Below are 18,694 nucleotides of genomic sequence, written 5' to 3'. Positions count from 1 at the left end.
GGAGGTAACGAATGTCCACAGCACGCACGCGCCTGACCGCGGCGCTCGCCGGGACCGCCATCGCGGCGCTCGCCCTCGCCGGCTGCGCCTCCAGCGACCCGCTGAGCGGCGACAGCACCGACACCGGCGACAACGGCGACTCGTCGACCATCGTCATCGGCTCGCAGGCCTACTACTCCAACGAGATCATCGCCGAGATCTACGCGCAGGCTCTCGAAGCCGGCGGCTTCACGGTCGAGCGCAACTTCAACATCGGCCAGCGGGATGCCTACATGCCGGCCCTCGAGGACGGCGAGATCGACCTGTTCCCCGAGTACACCGGCAACCTGCTGCAGTACTTCGAGCCCGACACCACGGCGACCACGTCGGAGGACGTCTACGCCGCTCTGCAGGACGCTCTGCCCGACGGCTTGACGGTGCTTGACCAGTCGTCGGCGACCGACCAGGACTCGTACAACGTCACCGCCGCGTTCGCGGAGGAGAACGGACTCACCTCGATCGCCGATCTCGCCGGCATCGACGGCCTGGTGCTCGGTGGCGCGCCCGAGCTGGAGGAGCGTCCGTACGGGCCGACCGGCCTCCAGGAGGTCTACGGCGTGACCGTATCGTTCCAGGCGACCGCAGACACCACCGTCGACGAGCTGGTGGCCGGCAACATCCAGGTCGCCAACGTCTACAGCGCCGACCCGCGCATCTCGACCCAGGACCTCGTGACGCTGGAAGACCCGAAGGGCCTCTTCCTCGCCTCGAATGTCGTCCCCGTGGTCAACGCCGACATCGCCGACGAGATCGCCGACGTCATCAACGCGGTGAGCGCCGCCCTCACGCCGGAGGGACTCGTCGCGCTCAACGTGGAGTCCACGGAGGACGAGCGCTCGCCCGAGGACATCGCTGCGGACTGGCTCGCCGAGAACGGCCTGGACTGACCTCGCACCGACCGAGAGACGGCGCCTCCTGCCCTGCCGCTGTGGCATGGCGGGAGGCGCCGTCGTCTTGCGGCCGGCGGATCTGAGGACGCGGAGGTCTTTTCGCTAGGTTGGGGCAGACGCAGGAGAGCGAGAACAGGAGCCGCATGTCCGACCCCCACCCGCCGCAGCCAGTGGGCGACGACGACATCACAGACTCCGCCGCTGCGCCCCCGCCCGGGCGCAGTGTGGATCCGACGCTTCCGCACGACGGCCCGTCGGACTCCGAGCCGGCGCCGGAACGGGAGACCGCGACGCCAGCCGATCCGACGGCGGCGTCCGCACCGGCGCGACCGTACACGGCGCGCGCCCTCGACGCCCCGCAGTACGCGATCCCCGCCTACGCCATCCCCGCCCCGTCGACACCGTCGACGGACGACGCGGCGTCGGCGCAGCCGCCCGCTCCGCCGCTCGCCCACGCGTACGTCACTCCGGCGTACGCCGACCCCGCTGCCACCCACGCCCCGCCGGCCGTCGCGCCCCCGTGGGTCAGCCCGCAGTCGGCATCCGCTGGAGCGCAGCAGGGTACCGCCTCCGGCACCACCACCGCGGCCTACGCCCTCCCGCCCTACGCCCGCACCCCTGCGGCCCCGCCGCCGACCTACCCCGGAACGCCGGCCTTCACCGCCGCGCTCGGCGCCGGCGCGCCGGGCGGCATCGACACCCGCCCGAAGGCGCTCGCGATCATCGCGCTGGTCATGGCGGGCGCCGGAATCCTCCTCGCCCTCGTCGCTGCGGTCGCCGGCTCATGGGGAGCGGGATCGCTGTCGCCGCTGCTGCTGTTCGTCGCCTTCGTCCTCTCGCTGATCGCCCTGATCAGCAGGAAGCAGGGTGGCACGGGCTTCGGCGTCACCGCACTCCTGACCTCGATCGTGGGCGGCATCCTCACCGTGGTGCTCGCGGTCGCGGCGATCCTGGGATCGTTCGCCGGCACCTCCGGCGTCGACAACGGACCCTATGGGGACGACGACTACGAGGAGTATGTCGTCCCCGGCATTACCGCACCGGGAACGGACGGGCAGCCCGACCCCGGGGCACAGTTCGCGCCGCCTGTGCAGGCGACCGTTGCCGAGACGGCGTTCGGTCACGACTACGAGGACGTGTGGTGGTACGCCGTGGTGATCGACAACCCGAACGCGGATTACGTGTTCGACTCGTATGTCGAGGTGGTCGCGTACGATGCCGACGGGTCTACGATCACGTCGGCGCCCGGCTACACGATGCTGCTCGCCGGGCGCACGGCGATGGTCGGCTACTTCTTCGATCTGGAGGATGCACAGATCGCCAGTGTCGGCGTCAACCTGCCCGAAGCCTCGGAGGCGACGCTCTCGCCTGCCGCCGAGACGGGCTCTTTCGTCGTCGGGGAGGTCACCGGCTCGATCAGTCCCGACGGACCCGCCGAGGTGTCCGGAACGGTGAGCGCGCACTTCGCCGACGACCAGCAGTACGTTGCTGTCGCAGTGCTCGCTCGGGCTGCCGACGGCACCATCGCCGCGGCGACCAGCACCTATCTGGACGCGGTTCCGGGCGACGGCACCCCCGTGCCCTTCGATGCCTGGTTCGACGAGGTCCCGCCCGGCGCGACCCTGGAGGCGTTCGCGCACCGGTGACAGCGACGTACCCTGTCGTCATGGAGACGGGCGAGATCATGGTGTGGGGCTTCGTCACCGCCGCGGTCGCCCTGCCGGTGTACTTCCTCTGGTTCGCGGTCGACACGCATCGGCGGCGGAGCCGCGGCGAAGCGCCGTCGCACTCCTCGGGAGGACTGCTGGGGGTCGAGGAGTTCTTCTACCCGACCGCCGAGAACGCCCGGGCGGTGTGGGACGCCGAGCAGATCACTCCCGCTCCCGCCCCCGTGCCCGGCGACGGGCCGGGCGTGATCGAGGGCAACCGCATCGTCATCGAGACGGGCCTCCGCAAGACCGGCTGAGGCCGGTTCAGCGCCGGCGCGCTCGGCGTACGGCGAAGGCGATGACACGCCACCCGACGAGGGCGACGAACAGGGTCACTGTGGCCACGATGATGAACGGGAGCGCGGTTCCCTGATCGGATGCCGCGCGCAGCAGCATCCCTCCTCCCACGGTGACCGCCCAGACGCCGAGACCGGTTCGCACCGGCGCGGCCGGCGCCCGCCAGGCGAGGGTGATGAGCCAACCGGCCGCGAGGCCGGCGAGGAACGGCCACGCCGTCTGCCAGAGGCCCGTCCAGACGTCGGAGTCGTGGCTGGCGCGGCCGATCGCGGTGAAGGCGACGACCAGCACCACGTCCATCGCGGCGGCGATCAGCACCGTACGGCCGGCAGGGCGCTCGTCCGCGGGTGCCGTCGACCCGGCGGCGGTCATGCCGGCACCGGCGGTCGCGGCGTCAGAGCCGGCGTGAGTGCTTCACGCTCGTCGAACACGAAGCACTCCCCGGTCCAGTGATCGCCGCCGACCTGCTCGAAGTAGCCGAGGATCCCGCCGTCCAGCTGATACGCCTCCACACCGGCCTCACGCAGATAGATCGCCGCCTTCTCGCAGCGGATGCCGCCGGTGCAGTAGCTCACGACGGTCTTGCCGTCGAGGTCCGCCGCCGCGGCGGCTGCGGCATCCGGGAACTGGGTGAACCGCTCGAGGCGCCAGTCGACGGCGCCCTCGAACGCGCCGTAATCGACCTCGAAGGCGTTGCGGGTGTCGAGCAGCACCACCTCGCGTCCCTCATCGTCGCGACCGCGGTCGAGCCAGCGGCGCAGCGTCTCGGGGGCGACCGCCGGCGCTCGCCCGGCCTCGGGGCGGATCGTGGGGTGATCCATGCGGATGATCTCGCGCTTGACCTTGACCAGCATCCTGCCGAAAGGCTGCGCCGCCGACCAGCTCTCCTTCGTCGTCAGTGCGGTGAAACGCGGGTCCGCCCGAAGGTCGGCGATGAAGCCTCGCAGGGCGACGGCGTCCCCCGCCAGGAAGAGGTTGATACCCTCCTCGGCCAGGAGGATGGTGCCCTTCAGCTCCGCGGCGACGGCGCGCTCGCGCAGCGTCGGCCGCAGCTCGGGAGCGTCAGCGATGTGCGTGAACAGATACGCCGAGACGTTCAGAACGGAAGCCACCCCTCCAGCCTACGGATGCTCCCCCGCCGCGCTGCACACGGCTACCCCCGTGCCGGTGCGGCGTCAAGGGCCTCGCGGCGTGCGCCTCGACGAGGGACTCTGGACGGAACGCACCAGACCGCCCTCACACCTCGCTGGAGGAGCCATGACCGACCCCACGATCCCGGAGCCGCTGCCCGGCCAGACGCCACCGGGCGAGGCGCCCGGCGGCCCCGGCGCGCCGAGCCCGGACTTCCCCTCGCCGGAGCCGCCGAGTGAGCCCGCGGCGCCCTGGCCCGAGGAGCCCCTTGCTCCGCATCCCGAGGAGCCTCCCTTCCCGCAGACCCCTGAGGCGCCGGAGTCGCCGATTCCGTAAGCCACGGACGCAGTCGTCGTCTGCCCTCCGGAGCGCCCGGCGTGCCGGTGCGGCAGCCGTTCAGGCGCTCACGGCGTCGGTCCGATCGCGCAGCAGCTTCTCGGCGACCGCCCACATGCGCGCGCCGGCCACCGGGTCGGCGAGCCTCCGGTACGGGCGCAACGCGTCCGCCGGTCCACCGAGATGCAGCAGTCCCGACGGGCCGAAGAACCCCGGGGAGGCCGCGTGACCAGGGCGGCCGTAGGGTCCGCGCGACGCGTCAGCGGCGGGCGCGACGGCATCCGTCACCGCCGCCAGCAGCGCCGGCTGCGCCGCTCGCGCAGGGGTGTTGCCCAGTCGCTGCGCGAGTTGGCGCGCACCACCGCTGCGCTGACGTGCACGCAGGGCCGGCGCGATCCCGGTGTCGGGCACGACGCCCGGGTGGCTGAGCTGCACCGAGATACCCCAGCTCCCCGCGGCTGAGCGACGGGCGAGCTCGTACGCGAACAGCCCGAGCGCCGCCTTCGACGCACCGTAAGCGCGTAGCGGCGAGTAGCGGCGCTCGCTCTGGAGGTCGTTCCAGTCCGGCCGGGCGATGGCGGCCGCGAGGCTCAGCTGCACGACGATCCGTGTGCCCCGCTCGCGCAGCAGGGGCAGCAGCGCCGCCGTCAGTGCGAAGTGCCCGAGGAAGTTCGTCTGGAAATGCAGCTCGAACCCGTCGACGCTCACGTGGCGTTGCGGATCGCCGAGCAGCACGATGCCCGCGTTGAGAACGACGATATCCAGCGGTGCCCGCTCGGTGCGGATCGCAGCGGCGAGCGCGTCCACGGAAGCCAGGCGCGCCAGGTCGAGATCGCGAAGACCCACGCGGGCGCCTGGCGAGTCGGTGCGGATCAGGTCGATCACCCGCGCACCCTTGTCGCGATTGCGCACCGGAAGCACCACATCGGCGCCCGCGGCAGCGAGACCACGGGCGATCTCGACCCCGACGCCGTCGCTCGCGCCGGTCACGAGTGCCGTCCGGCCGCGCAGGTCCGGCAGCGCGACCTGTGACGCGCGCATGCGGGACATGGGCTCTCCGTTCGCCTCCGTCTGCGAGGAGGAAGACTCGGCGGTGCTGATACAGCCGCACACACCGACCCGCCCGCCTCGCCCATCCTGGTGCGCCGACCCGCGGCGCGCTAGAAGAGCGACGGCAGCCGCGGGGCCCCCGCCTCGACCGCACGGCCCGCCTCGAGGACGATGTGCTCGCCCCACGACGGACCGATGAGCTGCACACCGGTCGGCATGCCGTCGGCGCCGAGGCCCGTCGGCACTGCCAGCGCGGGCAGCCCGAGGAAGTTCGCGGCCACGGTGAGCCACAGGTCGCGCCATGCGCGATCGGCCGGTTCACGTCCGCCAAGGTCGTAATCCGGCGCGCGCATGCGCGACGCCGAGACGGGGCCGAGCAGGAGGGGAACCTCGACCTGCAGGCGGCGCCAATCGGCCGCGATCGCCGCGCGCCGCGCCCAGGCCTCGGCGTACTCGCGTGCGGACTCGTAGGGGCGCGCTGCGGCGGTGCTGTCACGCAGGAACGCGGTGGCCGAGCGGCCGAGCGGCTCCCCCAGCGCGTCGGGGTCGAGAGAGATCAGCATGTCCGTGCACGACAACCGCCGCCACAGCACGGCCGCCTCCTCGAGGTGCGGGGCCTCGACGGCGACGACGTCCCAGCCGGCGCGGCGGAGGGACGCCGCGGCACGGTCGACGCCGGCGGCCGCCTCGGGATCCACCTCGGTCCCCGCCGCGTGCTGGACCATTCCGACGCGCTGCGGCGCGCGGTCGGCAAGCGGCGGCGCGGTCGACGACATCGGGTCGTCGGCATCCCATCCCTCCATCACGCCGAGAGCGAGGGCCACGTCACCGACCGTTCGTGCGAGGGGTCCGTTCACCGAGAACTGCTGGAGCGTGAGCGCTACCGGCCGCCCGTTCACGGCCGCACGCGGCACCCGGCCCTGGCTGGGACGAAGCCCCACCACGCCGGCGGCGTACGCCGGCAGGCGCAGGGATCCGCCGAAGTCGTTGCCGACGCCGAGGGCGCTCATGCCCGTCGCGACGGCAACGGCGTCGCCGCCACTCGAGCCGCCGGCACTGCGCTCGCGGTTCCAGGGGTTCGCGGTACGGCCGAACAGGTCGTTGTCGGTGTCCCACCGCATGCCGAAGTCGGGCATGTTGCCGCGCCCGACGGGAACCGCTCCGGCTTCGCGCAGGCGTCTCACGATCGACGCGTCGCGCGCGGGCACCGCACCGGCCAATCCGCGCCAGCCGTTCGTGGTCGCCGACCAGATGAGGTCGATGTTCTCCTTCACCGAGACCGGCACGCCCGCGAGCGGCCCCGGGTCACGGCCGGCGGCGAGCGCCGCATCCACCTCGGCGGCAGCCTCCCGCGACCGGTCGGCGAAGACGACGGTGAGCGCGTTCAGGCCAGGGTCGACGCGGGAGATGCGCTCGAGGTGCGCCTGGACGATCTCGATCGCCGAGACGTCGCCCGCACGGACGGCCGCGGCGATCTCGGCCGCGGACGCGGGGGCGGGGTGAGGCGAGGTCATGGCGCTCCCATCCCACCACGCGAGACGGCCGGAGACGAGTAGCACTCAGCGACGAGAAGAGCAAGCCCCGAGCTTTCTGCACGGAGTGCGGTTAATGTCGAGGCGACCCGCAGAGCGGGTTGACCCCACGCCGGTGCCCCAACGGCGAGCCATGATGGCCGTTCCGTGAGCGAGCACCCCCATGAACGGAGCGACAGTGGCGACGACGACCGCGAAGAAGAGCACCTCGCAGAGCGGCGCGAACGCGACGGCCAAGAGCCGTCGCCGTACGGCGCGGGGCGGGGTGGGCGCGGCGCTCACCCCGGAGCAGAACGCCGAGCGCGGATTCACGGCGTCCGAGACGCTGAGCGAGAACCTGCAGAAGGTGCTCGTCGACCTCATCGAGCTCTCGCTGCAGGGCAAGCAGGCGCATTGGAACGTGGTCGGCCGGAACTTCCGCGACACGCACCTCCAGCTCGACGAGATCATCGAGGCAGCCCGCGATTTCGCCGACACGGTCGCCGAGCGGATGCGGTCGCTGCACGCCCTGCCCGACGGGCGCAGCGACGTGGTCGCGCAGACCACCACCCTGCCGGAGTTCCCGCAGGGCGAGATCGCGACGAACGAGGTCGTCGATCTCATGACGGAACGACTGGACGACGTGGCCGCGACCTGCCGCGACGTGCACGACGCCGTCGACGAAGAAGACCCCACGAGTGCAGACGTCCTCCACGCCATCCTCGAGCGTGTTGAGCAGCTCTCGTGGATGGTGAGCGCGGAGAACCGCACCCCCAGGCGGTGACCCTAGGCGCCCCGACGCTGCCCGCCTCCTCCCCCAAAGGACCGGCGGGCAGCGCCACGTCCGGGCGGAACCTCCGACCGACGCAGGCGGCGCGCCACTAGAGTCATGCCCATGGCATCAGGCAAGCAGCACCAGCACCAGCCCGAACCCGAACTGCACGGCGGGGTCCTCGCGGGCAACGGCAGCCCCGTCCTCTGGGGCTGGCTCATCGGACTCGTCGTGTTCGTGTTCGTGGCGGTCCCCATCTCTATCGCCGTGCGCTTCGCCACCCACCCCGCGACGCAGGAGCTCTTCGGCGGCCGCCTCGAAGAGGCCAGCAACGCGGGCTACTCGACGTTCTGGTGGATCGTCGCGATCTTCCTGTTCGCCGTGCCGGTGCTCATCGGGTGGGGTGTCGCGAAGCTGTCGGGCCGGACACTGGGGATCATCGTCGCCATCCTCGCCCTCTTCTTCATCGCGATCCTCATCTTCGGCCAGCTCTTCTGATCCGACGCGGATGCGTCGGCGCGATCCCGATCCGTCGCGGCATCCCGCGATAATGGGTGCATGACGGCCGGGTACAGCGCCATCTCGAGCTACTCCCGCGTCGAGATCATGCATCTGCTGCAGGGGCGCCCGCACCGGACGGTCGCGGAGCTGGTCACGGCGACGGGCCTGCACGCCAACACGGTGCGCGAGCACGTGCAGCGCCTCATGGACGCCGGCTACGTGATCGCCGAGACCGAGCGCCGCACCACGCGCGGCCGACCGCGCGTGCTCTACTCGGCGGCGACCGGCGACGGCGAGGCGTCGAGCCCGGTGGCGATCCGCCGGGCCGAGGCTGCCGCGCGGCGCGGAGACCTGCTGCGCCGCATGTACGGATCCGACACGGATGCCGAGCTCGGCGCGGATGCCCTCCATCAGCTCGACGCGCTCGTAGAGGACCTGGGCGATGCCGGCTTCGATCCGCTCGTCGATGAGCACGCGCTCACCGTCGATCTGACGCCCTGCCCGCACGCGCCCGCGGCCGAGCACCGCGGCACCCTGTGTCACGTGCACGTGGGCCTCATGGAGAGCGTGCTGGCGCAGGCCGGCGGTCCCCTGCGCGTCGAGGGCATCGCGCCGTCGTGCGATCCCACGCAGTGCGTTGTGCAGCTCGCGGCCGTGCGCGGCTGAGTCGGCTCAGAGCCGGGAGGGCGCCGGCACCCGGACCCGGTCGGGTCGCGAGTACACGTTCATCGACGATCCGCGCACGAAGCCGACGAGGGTGAGCCCCGAGGCTGTGGCGAGCTCCACCGCGAGCGAGGATGGCGCCGAGACCGCGGACAGGATCGGGATGCCGGCCATCACGGCCTTCTGCACGAGCTCGAAGCTCGCCCGACCCGACACCTGCAGCACCGTCCCGGTCAGCGGGAGCCGGTCTTCGAGCACCGCCCACCCGACGACCTTGTCGACGGCGTTGTGGCGACCGACGTCCTCGCGGAGTACGAGAAGCTCCCCCGAGGCGGCGTCGAACAGTGCCGCGGCGTGCAGGCCGCCGGTCTTCTCGAACACCGCCTGCCCGGCCCGCAGCGTGTCGGGAAGGGTGGTGATCACCGCCGCATCGACGGCCGCGGCATCCGTCGCCACGTCGTAGCGGGACTGCTTCTCGATGGCCTCGATCGACGCCGTGCCGCACACTCCGCACGAGCTGGTCGTGTAGAAGTTGCGGGCGATGTCGGTGATCAGCGGCTCCAGGCCCGGCGCGAGCGCGATGTCGAGGACGTTGTATGTGTTCTCCGTCGATGCCGGTGTGCCGACCGCCGCCGGACCGATCGTCAGCAGCGGCGTCGCCGCTGCTGGGCCGGTGCCGGGGCCGCCGCAGTGGATCGCCGAGCGGAGGTCTCCGCTCGCAGCGATGACGCCCTCCGACACCAGGAAACCGGCGGCGAGCTCGAGGTCGTGCCCGGGCGTGCGCATGGTGACGGTCAGCGCCTCGCCGACGATGCGGATCTCGAGGGGCTCCTCCACCACGAGGGTGTCGGCGCGGCGCCGAACCGCGGAGTCGTCGTCGTTCAGCGTGATCCGGGTGACCGGGGTGCGCGTCGTGAGGCGGCCCATGTCAGCCGCCGATCGCGTTCATCCCGCGCGCGGGCTGCAGGAACGCAGGATCGTTGATCGCATGACCGGGCAGCTTGCCGTGGACGCAGGAGCGCAGCATCCCGTCGACGCCGGCATCCACCGTGTCGGCCGGGCGGCCGTCGCGCAGGATCGGCAGGACGTCGTACTCGGTCGTCGAGAACAGGCAGTTGCGCAGCTGGCCGTCGGCGGTCAGGCGCAGTCGATCGCAGTCGCCACAGAACGGCGCGGTGACCGATGCGATCACGCCCACCGAGTGCGGACCGCCGTCGAGCGTCCAGCGTGCGGCCGGAGCGCCGCCCCTGCCGGGCACGGGGGCGAGGGTCCAGCGCCGGGAGAGCGCCTGCAGGATCTCGTCCTGCGTGACCATGCGCGAGCGGTCCCACGTGTGGCCGGCGTCGAGCGGCATCTGCTCGATGAACCGCATCTGCGCGTCGTGGGCGATCGCGAACTCCACGAGCTCGACCAGCTCGTCGTCGTTGACATCGCGCATCGCCACCGCGTTGAGCTTCAGCGGGCGCAGATCCGAGGCCCCGGCCGCCGCGATCCCCTCGAGCACGTCGTCGAGCCGGTCCCGGCGGGTGAGCTCGTGGAAGCGGTCGCGCCGCAGCGTGTCGATCGAGATGTTCAGGCGGTTCAGGCCGGCTTCGATGAGGCCGGGCAGCAGTTCCGGAAGGCGGATGCCGTTCGTCGTCATCGCGATCTCGACCGGAGCGCCGGTCGGCCCCGTGATGGCGGCGAGGCGGCGCACCACCTCGACGATGTCGGTGCGCAGCAGCGGCTCGCCTCCCGTGAGCCGGAAGGTGGTGATGCCGTCGGCCGCGGCGACGCGCGCGATGCGCTCGATCTCGTCGAGCGTCAGGATGCTCGTCTTGGCGAGCCACTCGTTGCCCTGCTCGGGCATGCAGTACGTGCACCGCAGCGAGCAGCGGTCCGTGAGCGAGATCCGCAGATCGCGGTGCACCCGCCCGTGCGTGTCGACCAGCGCATCCCCGATCACCGGGCGGCCAGAGGCTGATCCGGCGCCCTGCGCCGAGGCGTCGAGTCGCTCGGATGCCGCTGCCAGCGGCATCCGACGCCCGATCGTGACCGGGATCGCACTCACGCGCCCGGTTCCGATCGCTCTGCCCGGATCGCCATGCTTCGAGGGTAGTCGCGCGGTGGCGCACACGGCTCCGGTGCGACGGATTATTCACGGCCGCCACGCTCGCGCCACGCGCCCATTGCTGGGAATGTGGGACCGCGAGACGATCGCGAAGATCGGCTCCCGTGTGGTCTGACCACATGCTACTGTGTGGTCAGACCATACAGTCAGTCCGACGATCGGAAGCGCAACATGGATCTGCTGGACCCTCTGCTGCTGGCGCGCTGGCAGTTCGGCCTCACGACGCTGTACCACTTCCTGTTCGTGCCGCTCACGCTCGGCATGGCGCTGACGGTCGCGATCTTCCAGACCGCGTGGTTCCGCACCGGCAACGTGAAGTGGCTTCACCTGACGAGGTTCTTCGGGAAGATCTTCCTCATCAACTTCGCGATGGGCGTCGTCACCGGCATCGTCCAGGAGTTCCAGTTCGGCATGAACTGGTCGTCCTACTCGCGGTTCGTCGGCGATGTGTTCGGGGCGCCGCTCGCCTTCGAAGGCCTGATGGCCTTCTTCTTCGAGGCGACCTTCATCGGCCTGTGGATCTTCGGCTGGGACAAGCTGCCCAAGGCGCTGCACCTCGCGAGCATCTGGATCGCGACGATCGGCGCATGGTTCTCGGCCTACTTCATCCTGGCGGCGAACGCGTTCATGCAGAACCCCGTCGGCTTCAAGATGGCCGAAGACGGCTCGCGCGCCGAGATGACCGACTTCCTCGCCGTGCTGACGAACCCCGTCGCTCTGGCGGCCCTGCCGCACACCCTGTTCGCGGCGTTCATGATGACCGCGGGCGTCATCGTGTCGATCTCTGCCTGGCATCTGCTGCGCAAGCAGAACGTCGACATGATGCGGTCGTCGCTGAAGTTCGGTTTGTGGGGTCTCATCGCCGCGTTCGCGGGCGTCGCGATCTCGGGCGACCAGCTGAGTCTCGTGATGGTCGCCACCCAGCCCATGAAGATGGCCGCCGCAGAGGCGATGTTCGACAGCGCGTGCGGCGCTGATGCCTCATTCTCGATCTTCACCCTCGGCACGCCGGACGGCAGCAGCGAGCTGTTCTCGATCCGCGTCCCTTACCTTCTCGCGCTGCTGTCGACCCACTCGCTCGACGGCTGCGTCGAGGGCATCAACGACCTGAACGTGCAGTACACGACCGAGATGTTCCCGCAGTTCGCCGACCAGGTCGACGGCAACTTCGCCCCTATCCTCTGGGTCACCTACTGGGCGTTCCGCTGGATGATCGGCCTGGGCGGCGTCGCCGCGCTCGTCGCGGTCGTCGGCCTCTGGCTCACTCGCAAGAAGGCGACGCGCGAGGTGCCGGCGTGGGCCTGGCGGCTCGCGATCTGGGCGTGGCCGGCATCCCTGCTCGCGATCCTGGTGGGCTGGATCTTCACGGAGATGGGCCGTCAGCCCTGGATCGTGTTCAGTCTCATGCTGACCGAGGACGGGGTCTCGCCCTCGGTGCCGGGCTGGACGGTCCTCATCTCGCTGACCGCGTTCACCCTCATCTATGCGGCGCTCGCGGTCGTCGAGTTCGGACTCATCGTGAAGACGGCCAAGAAGGGCCCCGAGCCCCTCCCCGAGCCGGGCGCGCCGGATCAGCGCGCCCTGGCGGTCGAAGACACCCCGACGACGGTCTACTAGGAGCTTCAGGAGCACGTCATGGATCTCGCCTACCTCTGGTTCTGGATCGTCGGATTCCTCTTCGTCGGCTACTTCGTGCTCGACGGGTTCGACTTCGGTGTCGGCATGTCGCTGCCATTCCTCGGCAAGAACGATGTCAGCCGGCGTCAGGTCATCAACACCATCGGTCCCGTGTGGGATCTCAACGAGACGTGGGTCATCGTCGCCGGCGCCTGCCTGTTCGCCGCGTTCCCCGAGTGGTACGCGACGCTGTTCAGCGGGTTCTACCTGGCGCTGCTGCTGATCCTGCTGGCGCTCATCCTGCGCGGCGTCTCGTTCGAGTACCGCCACCAGCGCGACTCGCTGCGGTGGAAGAAGGGCTTCGACACGATGATCGTCGTGGGCTCCGCGGTCCCGGCGCTGCTCTGGGGCGTCGCAGTCGCCAACATCGTGCAGGGCGTGCCGCTCGACGCCGACCACGAGTTCATCGGGTCGTTCCTGACCCTCTTGAACCCCTATGGCCTGCTCGGCGGTCTCACGACGCTGCTGCTGTTCTTCACGCACGGCGTGTACTTCGTCGCGCTGAAGACCGACGGTCAGGTCGCCGCCGATGCGCGCCGGCTGGCGGGCCGCGCCGGCCTCCTGACGATCATCGTCGCCGCCCTCTTCCTGGTGTGGACGGTGAGCATGGCGTTCGGCGAGGGCCGAGAGCTCGCCCTGATGACCGCGATCCTCTCGGCGGTCGCCGCGGTGCTGCTCATCGCGTCGTGGATCTCCAACGCCCGCGGTCGCGAGGGCTGGGCCTTCGGCTTCGGCGCCTTCACGATCGTCAGCGCCGTGCTCGCCGTCTGGTTCGCGCTGTTCCCGTACGTCATGCCGTCGACCGGCGACCCTGCCGGCTCGCTCACGATCGAGAACGCCTCGAGCACCGACTACACGCTGACGATCATGTCGTGGGCGGCGCTCGTCTTCCTTCCGCTCGTGCTCGCCTACCAGGGCTGGACGTACTGGATCTTCCGCAAGCGCATCACCCGCTCGCGGATCGAGGCGGCCGCGGCAGCGCCCGCCCACTGACCCGCGCGTATGCCACGGTCCGCGGCACCCGTTGCCCGCAGTGGCAGTTCACTTGAACAGAGGGAGTGCGGGGCGCATCGGTAGGGTCGAAGGAGCGATGGACGAGAACAACGGCGACGGCCCGGCCGCGATGTCGGGCAAGCCCGTCGACCCGCGGCTGCTGAAGTACGCGAGCGCGTCGCGGTGGTTCTTCGCGGCGATCGGGGCGATCGCGCTGGCGCAGACGGCCGTGATCGTGGCGTTCGCCTGGTTGCTGACCCGCGCCGTCACCGGAGCGATCGACGGGATGCCGCCCGCCGAGCTCGTGGCGACGCTCGGCGCCCTCGCGCTCATGGTCGCCATGCGCGCCTTGCTGCTGTGGACGCGCGAGGCCGTCGCCGCGCGCGCCGCCGCGAGGGTGCAGACCCAGCTGCGCACGGCGCTCGTCGCGGCGATCGGGGCATTGGGGCCCGAGTGGCTCGGGGTCCGCAACTCCGCCGCGCTGGCGATCACCGCCGGGCGCGGCCTCGACGCCCTCGAGGCCTACTTCGGCCGCTACCTGCCGCAGCTCGTGCAGACGGTGGTGGCGACGCCGCTGATCGTCGCGGTGATGTGGTGGCAGGACTGGATCTCCGGCCTGACGGTGCTGCTCACCCTCCCCCTCATCCCGATCTTCATGGTGCTCATCGGTCTCGCGACGCGCTCCGTGCAGCAGCGGCAGTGGCAGACGCTGCAGCGTCTCGCGTCGCGGTTCGCCGACACCGTGCAGGGACTGTCGACGCTCAAGGTCTTCGGCCGTCAGCATCGCGCGGCGGCGTCCATCGAGCGCGTCACCGACGACTATCGTCGCGAGACGATGCGCGTGCTGCGCGTGTCGTTCCTGTCGGGCTTCGCGCTGGAGTTCCTGGCGTCGATCTCCGTCGCGATCGTCGCCGTGTCGATCGGATTCCGACTCATCGACGGGTCGCTCACCCTGGCCGTCGGCCTGTTCGTGCTGCTGCTGGCACCCGAGGCGTATCTGCCGCTCCGGCAGGTCGGCGTGCAGTTCCACGCGGCGGCCGAGGGCATCGCCGCCACCGACGACGTGTTCGACGTGCTCGACGCGGCGCGGGAGCGTGCGCGAAGCGCAGGCGGGACTGCCCGCGGTGCGGCGGACGACGACCGGTCGGGCGCCTCCGGCGACGGCGTCGCGCGCGAAAAGGCGTTCGTGGAGCGGCCGGGCGCCTCCGGCGACGGCGTGCTCGTCCTGGACGGCGTGCGCGTGCGACGCGGAGAACGGCTTCTGCAGCCCGTCGATCTGACGGCGACCCCGGCGACCGTCACCCTCATCGAGGGGCCGAGCGGCGCCGGCAAGTCCAGCCTCTTCGCCGCCCTGCGCGGCGCGGCCGCGTTCGACGGCTCAGCGGAGTGGAACGGCCTCGACGTCCGCGACCTCGCTCCGGCGGGGTGGCTCGCGTGGGCGGGCCAGCGGCCCGGTCTGCTCGCCGGCACGATCGCCGACAACGTCACCCTCGGCGACCCGGCGCCGGATGGCGAGATCGTGCGGCGCGCACTCGACCTCGCGTGCGCCGGAGCCCTCGACCCCGCTCTCGAACTCGGCGTCCAGGGCGCCGGCCTCTCGGGCGGGCAGGCCCAGCGCGTGGCCGTCGCCCGCGCGCTGTACCGGCACCTGCGCGGGAAGGCGCCGGTGATCGCGCTCGACGAGCCGAGCTCGGCGCTCGATCCCGAGACGGAGGGGCGGCTCTGGCGCAGCCTTCGTCACCTCGCCGACCGGGGCGCCACCGTGCTTCTGATCTCTCACCGCACGTCCGCCCGCCAGATCGCGGATGCCGTCGTCCGCCTCCAGCCGATCGAGGTCCTCGCATGACCACGCCCGGCGGGGCGGGGACGCCGGGGGCGGTGCTGCGCGGGGCGATGCCCCCGGCGCGGAGGTTCTGGTGGGCTCTGGCGGCCGGCTTCGCCTCCGAGGCCTCCGCGGTGGCGCTGCTCGCGGTGAGCGCGTGGCTCATCGTGCGCGCAAGCGAGCAGCCCCCTGTGCTCTACCTGTCGGCGGCGGTGGTCGGAGTGCGGTTCTTCGCGATCGCACGCGCCGCGTTCCGCTACCTCGAGCGCCTCACCGGCCACGACGCCGCGCTGCGGCAGCTCGCATCGACCCGCGCCGACCTGGTGCGGCGCCTGGTGCCGCTGGCCCCCGACGGGCTGACGCGCACCCGCCGCGGCTCGGTGCTCGGGGCGCTCGTGGACGACGTCGACGAGCTGCAGAACCTCCCGCTGCGGGTCGTGCAGCCGCTCGTGTCGTCAGCGCTCGTGGCGCTCGGCGCGGTCGTGCTCGTGGCGTTCGTGTGGTGGCCGGCGGCGCTGACCCTGCTCGCCTGCCTCGTCGTCGCGGCGGCTGTCGCGACGCTGTGGGGATGGATGTCGGGCGCCCGCGCCGAGCGCGACATCGCACCGTTGCGAGCGGCCCTCGCGGACGCCGTGCTCGACCACATCGGCAGCCTCGAGGTGCTCGCCGCCTTCGGTGCCGAGGCGCAGAGCCGGGAGCGCATCGCCCGCGCCGACGCCCGCCTCCGCCGCGCGGTGGTCCGCCGCTCGGGTGCACAGGCCGGCACGGCTGCCGTCGTCTCGCTCCTGGCCGGCACCGCCTCGATCGCGGCGGTGCTCGCGGCCGCGCCGGGTGCGGCATCCGGCGCTCTTCCCGGCCCGTCGCTCGCCGTGGTCGTGCTGGTGCCGATGGCGGTCTTCGAGGTGTTCGCCGCCGTTCCCATGGCCGCTTCGGCGTGGCGGCAGGTGCGGGCTTCGGCCGAGCGCGTCGCGGACGCGGTGCCCGCGAGGCCGCCCGCGGAACTCGCGCCCGAGACGGTCGCGCCCACCGGCGACGCTCCCCCGCTCGGCGACGGCATCCGGCTGCGCGCCGCAGAGGTGCGCTGGCCGGGCGCGGCCCAGGCCTCGCTGCACGACATCGACTTCGTGATCCGTCCCGGCGAGCGCGTGCTGGTGATGGGGGCGAGCGGTGCGGGAAAGAGCACCCTCGCCCACGCGCTGGTGCGGTTCCTCGACACCGACGGCGGCTACGACATCGGACGCCGTTCCGTCCACGACCTCTCCCCCGACGACGTGCGGCTGACCGTCGGGCTGTGCGAGCAGCATCCGATGCTCTTCGACGAGGACATCCGGCAGAACCTGCTGTTCGCGCGCGATACGGCGACGGATGCCGAGCTCGAGGCGGCGCTCGCCCGGGTCGGGCTCGACGCATGGCTGCGCGAGCGGGGCGGACTCGACGCCCGCGTCGGTGAACGAGGCGCCCTCGTGTCGGGCGGTCAGGCGCAGCGCATCTCGCTGGCCCGGGCGCTGCTCCGCGGATTCCCCGTGCTGGTGCTCGACGAGCCGACGGCCGGCGTCGACCCCGAGGCATCCGATCGACTGCTCGTCGACCTGCTGAGCGCCGTGCGCGACGACCAGGCGGTGGTGCTGATCTCGCACGTCGCCGTCCCCGACGGGCTCGTCGACCGCGTGGTGCGCCTCGAGGACGGCCGCATCGCGGTGTGACGGATGCCGCCGCGACCGCCGCCGTGCGAGGCTGGCGGGCATGACGGTTTTTCGCACGCCGCAGATCGTCCTGTTCACGCGCGACATCGAACGTGCCACGGCGTTCTACTCCACGGCAGGGTTCGACGAGGTGTTCCGCACGCCGGCGACGGGCACGCCGATCCACGTCGATCTCGCCCTCGACGGCTATCGGATCGGCCTCGCGACCGAGGAGTCCACGCGCGGAGATCACGGCCTCGACCCGGTCGTCGAGGGTCAGCGTGCTGCCGTCGTCCTCTGGACCGACGACACACCCGCCGGGTACGCGCACCTGATCGGGCTCGGAGCCACGCCGGTGAAGCCGCCCGAGCCTTGGCTCGAGACGCTGCTCATCGCGTGGGTGCAGGATCCCGACGGCCACCTGATCCAGGTGGTCCAGCGGACCACGGCCTAGGCTCTGATCGTGAGCGACGGCATCCCGAACCCCTTCGAGGGTCTCGAGGCGCAGCTGCGACGTGCCGACCGGTTCCGTGACAGCGTCGACCCGGTGGCCGCGATCGCCGCCTACCGCACGTTCGCCGAATTCCTCCGCCCTCGCCTGCCCGAGCTTCGGATCGCCGCCGGCCTGCCGGAGCAGACCGGCCCCCGCAGGGACGGCAGGATCCTCGCGCGCCGCGACGGCGGACGCGTCGATCCGTCGGCGCTGAACCTCTACACGTTCTGGAACTCGCCGCTCGACGTCGCGCCGCCGCTGGTCCAGGCCTGCGTCGGCGAGATGTCCCGCCTGCACGACGACCTCCCGACGCCGCTGACCGTGCTCGACGGCACGTCGGCGCGCGAACTGGTGGAGATCCCGGATGCCGTCGCCGACGCGCTCGAGAAGGATCACCCCGCGCACTTCTCGGACTTCGTCCGCATCAGCGTGCTCGATCGCCTCGGCGGCATCTGGGTCGACGCCACCTGCTGGGCACCCGCCCCGCTCCCCCAGGCGGTCGCACCTCTGCTCACCGCCGGTGCCCTGTATCCGCGCTGGACCCGCCGCCAGATCGGCAACTGGTTCATCGCCGCCGTGCCGGCGACTCCGCTGATCCGCTTGCAGCGGCTCGCGCTCGAGGCCTGGTGGGAGTCGGGCGGCGGCATCCCGGATTACTTCCTCTACCACCGCATCTTCGAGGTCCTCCTCGATCTCGTGCCCGAGTTCCACGGACAGTGGGAAGCCGCGCCCACGCTGTCGAGCGCCGCCAGTCACCTGCTGCAGCTGGGCATGATGCAGCCGTGGGAACCCGACGCGATGCGGTTCGTCGCAGGCGCATCGATCGTGCAGAAGCTCAGCTACAAGTACGACGCAGTGCCGCCGGGCTCGGTGCTGGACCGACTGGTGTCGCGCCACCCGATCCTCACGGCGTGACGTGCGACACCGTCCTCACGATGTGGCGGCCCCGGCCGTCCCCACGGCGTGATGCGGCCGGACGCGCCGCCGCGGCGCCGGGCCGCCGGGCCGCCGCGGCGCC

At 71.6% G+C, this 18,694-nt stretch carries 19 protein-coding genes; 13 read left to right on the top strand and 6 right to left on the bottom strand.

What is annotated here, in order from left to right; genetic code table 11:
- The first annotated feature begins 11 nt into the window (after positions 1-11).
- The 3 genes from Q9R08_RS17065 (at position 12) to Q9R08_RS17055 (ending at position 2,895) form a co-directional block, all read left to right on the top strand.
- On the top strand, positions 12-926 hold the full coding sequence (locus Q9R08_RS17065) for an ABC transporter substrate-binding protein (protein WP_308869343.1): 915 nt from the start codon (positions 12-14) through the stop codon (positions 924-926).
- A gap of 146 nt (positions 927-1,072) precedes the next feature.
- Entirely contained in the window at positions 1,073-2,575 is a 1,503-nt protein-coding gene (locus Q9R08_RS17060) for an ABC-2 family transporter permease (protein ID WP_308869342.1), read from the top strand.
- Positions 2,576-2,595: 20 nt separating this feature from the next.
- Positions 2,596-2,895 carry a hypothetical protein gene (locus tag Q9R08_RS17055; RefSeq protein ID WP_308869341.1) on the top strand — a complete coding sequence of 100 codons (300 nt, stop codon included), beginning with the start codon at positions 2,596-2,598 and terminating at the stop codon, positions 2,893-2,895.
- A gap of 7 nt (positions 2,896-2,902) precedes the next feature.
- On the opposite strand, the gene Q9R08_RS17050 is transcribed toward Q9R08_RS17055, so the two are convergent.
- Positions 2,903-3,307 (bottom strand): DUF3054 domain-containing protein, encoded by a 405-nt coding sequence (locus Q9R08_RS17050; RefSeq protein WP_308869340.1) that lies wholly within the window; start codon positions 3,305-3,307, stop codon positions 2,903-2,905.
- A complete protein-coding gene (locus tag Q9R08_RS17045; protein ID WP_308869339.1) occupies positions 3,304-4,047 on the bottom strand; it encodes a sulfurtransferase in 744 nt (247 codons plus the stop codon). The genes Q9R08_RS17050 and Q9R08_RS17045 overlap by 4 nt, the downstream gene beginning before the upstream one ends.
- A gap of 145 nt (positions 4,048-4,192) precedes the next feature.
- Here Q9R08_RS17045 and Q9R08_RS17040 point away from each other — a divergent pair, with 145 nt between their 5' ends.
- Positions 4,193-4,402, top strand: coding sequence for a hypothetical protein (locus Q9R08_RS17040; RefSeq protein ID WP_308869338.1), 210 nt, complete (start codon positions 4,193-4,195; stop codon positions 4,400-4,402).
- Between the two features lie 60 nt (positions 4,403-4,462).
- On the opposite strand, the gene Q9R08_RS17035 is transcribed toward Q9R08_RS17040, so the two are convergent.
- Positions 4,463-5,452: an SDR family oxidoreductase gene (locus tag Q9R08_RS17035; RefSeq protein WP_308869337.1), complete on the bottom strand. Its 990-nt coding sequence runs from the start codon at positions 5,450-5,452 to the stop codon at positions 4,463-4,465.
- 110 nt (positions 5,453-5,562) lie between these two features.
- The gene (locus tag Q9R08_RS17030) at positions 5,563-6,966 is read right to left on the bottom strand and encodes an amidase (protein ID WP_308869336.1); all 1,404 of its coding nucleotides are present in this window, start codon (positions 6,964-6,966) and stop codon (positions 5,563-5,565) included.
- 196 nt (positions 6,967-7,162) lie between these two features.
- Between Q9R08_RS17030 and Q9R08_RS17025 the strand changes: the two genes are divergently transcribed.
- The 3 genes from Q9R08_RS17025 (at position 7,163) to Q9R08_RS17015 (ending at position 8,902) form a co-directional block, all read left to right on the top strand.
- Positions 7,163-7,747: a Dps family protein gene (locus Q9R08_RS17025; protein WP_308869335.1), complete on the top strand. Its 585-nt coding sequence runs from the start codon at positions 7,163-7,165 to the stop codon at positions 7,745-7,747.
- 111 nt (positions 7,748-7,858) lie between these two features.
- The gene (locus Q9R08_RS17020; RefSeq protein ID WP_308869334.1) at positions 7,859-8,233 is read left to right on the top strand and encodes a hypothetical protein; all 375 of its coding nucleotides are present in this window, start codon (positions 7,859-7,861) and stop codon (positions 8,231-8,233) included.
- 60 nt (positions 8,234-8,293) lie between these two features.
- Positions 8,294-8,902 (top strand): ArsR family transcriptional regulator, encoded by a 609-nt coding sequence (locus Q9R08_RS17015; RefSeq protein WP_308869333.1) that lies wholly within the window; start codon positions 8,294-8,296, stop codon positions 8,900-8,902.
- A gap of 6 nt (positions 8,903-8,908) precedes the next feature.
- Here the strand turns inward: Q9R08_RS17015 and fdhD are convergent, their stop codons facing one another.
- On the bottom strand, positions 8,909-9,826 hold the full coding sequence (gene fdhD / locus Q9R08_RS17010) for a formate dehydrogenase accessory sulfurtransferase FdhD (RefSeq protein ID WP_308869332.1): 918 nt from the start codon (positions 9,824-9,826) through the stop codon (positions 8,909-8,911).
- 1 nt (position 9,827) lies between these two features.
- A complete protein-coding gene (gene moaA, locus Q9R08_RS17005; protein WP_308869331.1) occupies positions 9,828-10,949 on the bottom strand; it encodes a GTP 3',8-cyclase MoaA in 1,122 nt (373 codons plus the stop codon).
- 231 nt (positions 10,950-11,180) lie between these two features.
- On the opposite strand from moaA, the gene Q9R08_RS17000 reads away from it, so the two are divergent.
- From Q9R08_RS17000 to Q9R08_RS16975, 6 genes are all read left to right on the top strand, one after another.
- Positions 11,181-12,626 carry a cytochrome ubiquinol oxidase subunit I gene (locus Q9R08_RS17000; RefSeq protein ID WP_308869330.1) on the top strand — a complete coding sequence of 482 codons (1,446 nt, stop codon included), beginning with the start codon at positions 11,181-11,183 and terminating at the stop codon, positions 12,624-12,626.
- An 18-nt stretch (positions 12,627-12,644) separates the two neighbouring features.
- Entirely contained in the window at positions 12,645-13,679 is a 1,035-nt protein-coding gene (cydB, locus tag Q9R08_RS16995; protein WP_308869329.1) for a cytochrome d ubiquinol oxidase subunit II, read from the top strand.
- A 97-nt stretch (positions 13,680-13,776) separates the two neighbouring features.
- A complete protein-coding gene (gene cydD, locus Q9R08_RS16990) occupies positions 13,777-15,525 on the top strand; it encodes a thiol reductant ABC exporter subunit CydD (protein WP_308869328.1) in 1,749 nt (582 codons plus the stop codon).
- Positions 15,522-17,204, top strand: a complete 1,683-nt coding sequence (cydC, locus tag Q9R08_RS16985) for a thiol reductant ABC exporter subunit CydC (RefSeq protein ID WP_308869327.1) — start codon at positions 15,522-15,524, stop codon at positions 17,202-17,204. The genes cydD and cydC overlap by 4 nt, the downstream gene beginning before the upstream one ends.
- A gap of 40 nt (positions 17,205-17,244) precedes the next feature.
- Positions 17,245-17,637 carry a VOC family protein gene (locus tag Q9R08_RS16980; RefSeq protein ID WP_308869326.1) on the top strand — a complete coding sequence of 131 codons (393 nt, stop codon included), beginning with the start codon at positions 17,245-17,247 and terminating at the stop codon, positions 17,635-17,637.
- Positions 17,638-17,646: 9 nt separating this feature from the next.
- Positions 17,647-18,591, top strand: coding sequence for a capsular polysaccharide synthesis protein (locus Q9R08_RS16975; protein ID WP_308869325.1), 945 nt, complete (start codon positions 17,647-17,649; stop codon positions 18,589-18,591).
- Positions 18,592-18,694 lie beyond the last annotated feature (103 nt).

The organism is Microbacterium psychrotolerans (assembly GCF_031085295.1).
GTDB lineage: Bacteria > Actinomycetota > Actinomycetes > Actinomycetales > Microbacteriaceae > Microbacterium > Microbacterium psychrotolerans.
The sequence above is the reverse complement of the archived record's forward strand: the minus strand, read 5'-3'. Positions and strand labels throughout refer to the sequence as shown.

Coding starts and splice junctions, on each gene's coding strand:
- Q9R08_RS17065 (WP_308869343.1), top strand. CDS start 12: ATGTCCACAGCACGCACGCGCCTGACCGCGGCGCTCGCCGGGACCGCC.
- Q9R08_RS17060 (WP_308869342.1), top strand. CDS start 1,073: ATGTCCGACCCCCACCCGCCGCAGCCAGTGGGCGACGACGACATCACA.
- Q9R08_RS17055 (WP_308869341.1), top strand. CDS start 2,596: ATGGAGACGGGCGAGATCATGGTGTGGGGCTTCGTCACCGCCGCGGTC.
- Q9R08_RS17050 (WP_308869340.1), bottom strand. CDS start 3,307: ATGACCGCCGCCGGGTCGACGGCACCCGCGGACGAGCGCCCTGCCGGC.
- Q9R08_RS17040 (WP_308869338.1), top strand. CDS start 4,193: ATGACCGACCCCACGATCCCGGAGCCGCTGCCCGGCCAGACGCCACCG.
- Q9R08_RS17035 (WP_308869337.1), bottom strand. CDS start 5,452: ATGTCCCGCATGCGCGCGTCACAGGTCGCGCTGCCGGACCTGCGCGGC.
- Q9R08_RS17030 (WP_308869336.1), bottom strand. CDS start 6,966: ATGACCTCGCCTCACCCCGCCCCCGCGTCCGCGGCCGAGATCGCCGCG.
- Q9R08_RS17020 (WP_308869334.1), top strand. CDS start 7,859: ATGGCATCAGGCAAGCAGCACCAGCACCAGCCCGAACCCGAACTGCAC.
- Q9R08_RS17015 (WP_308869333.1), top strand. CDS start 8,294: ATGACGGCCGGGTACAGCGCCATCTCGAGCTACTCCCGCGTCGAGATC.
- fdhD (WP_308869332.1), bottom strand. CDS start 9,826: ATGGGCCGCCTCACGACGCGCACCCCGGTCACCCGGATCACGCTGAAC.
- Q9R08_RS17000 (WP_308869330.1), top strand. CDS start 11,181: ATGGATCTGCTGGACCCTCTGCTGCTGGCGCGCTGGCAGTTCGGCCTC.
- cydB (WP_308869329.1), top strand. CDS start 12,645: ATGGATCTCGCCTACCTCTGGTTCTGGATCGTCGGATTCCTCTTCGTC.
- cydD (WP_308869328.1), top strand. CDS start 13,777: ATGGACGAGAACAACGGCGACGGCCCGGCCGCGATGTCGGGCAAGCCC.
- cydC (WP_308869327.1), top strand. CDS start 15,522: ATGACCACGCCCGGCGGGGCGGGGACGCCGGGGGCGGTGCTGCGCGGG.
- Q9R08_RS16980 (WP_308869326.1), top strand. CDS start 17,245: ATGACGGTTTTTCGCACGCCGCAGATCGTCCTGTTCACGCGCGACATC.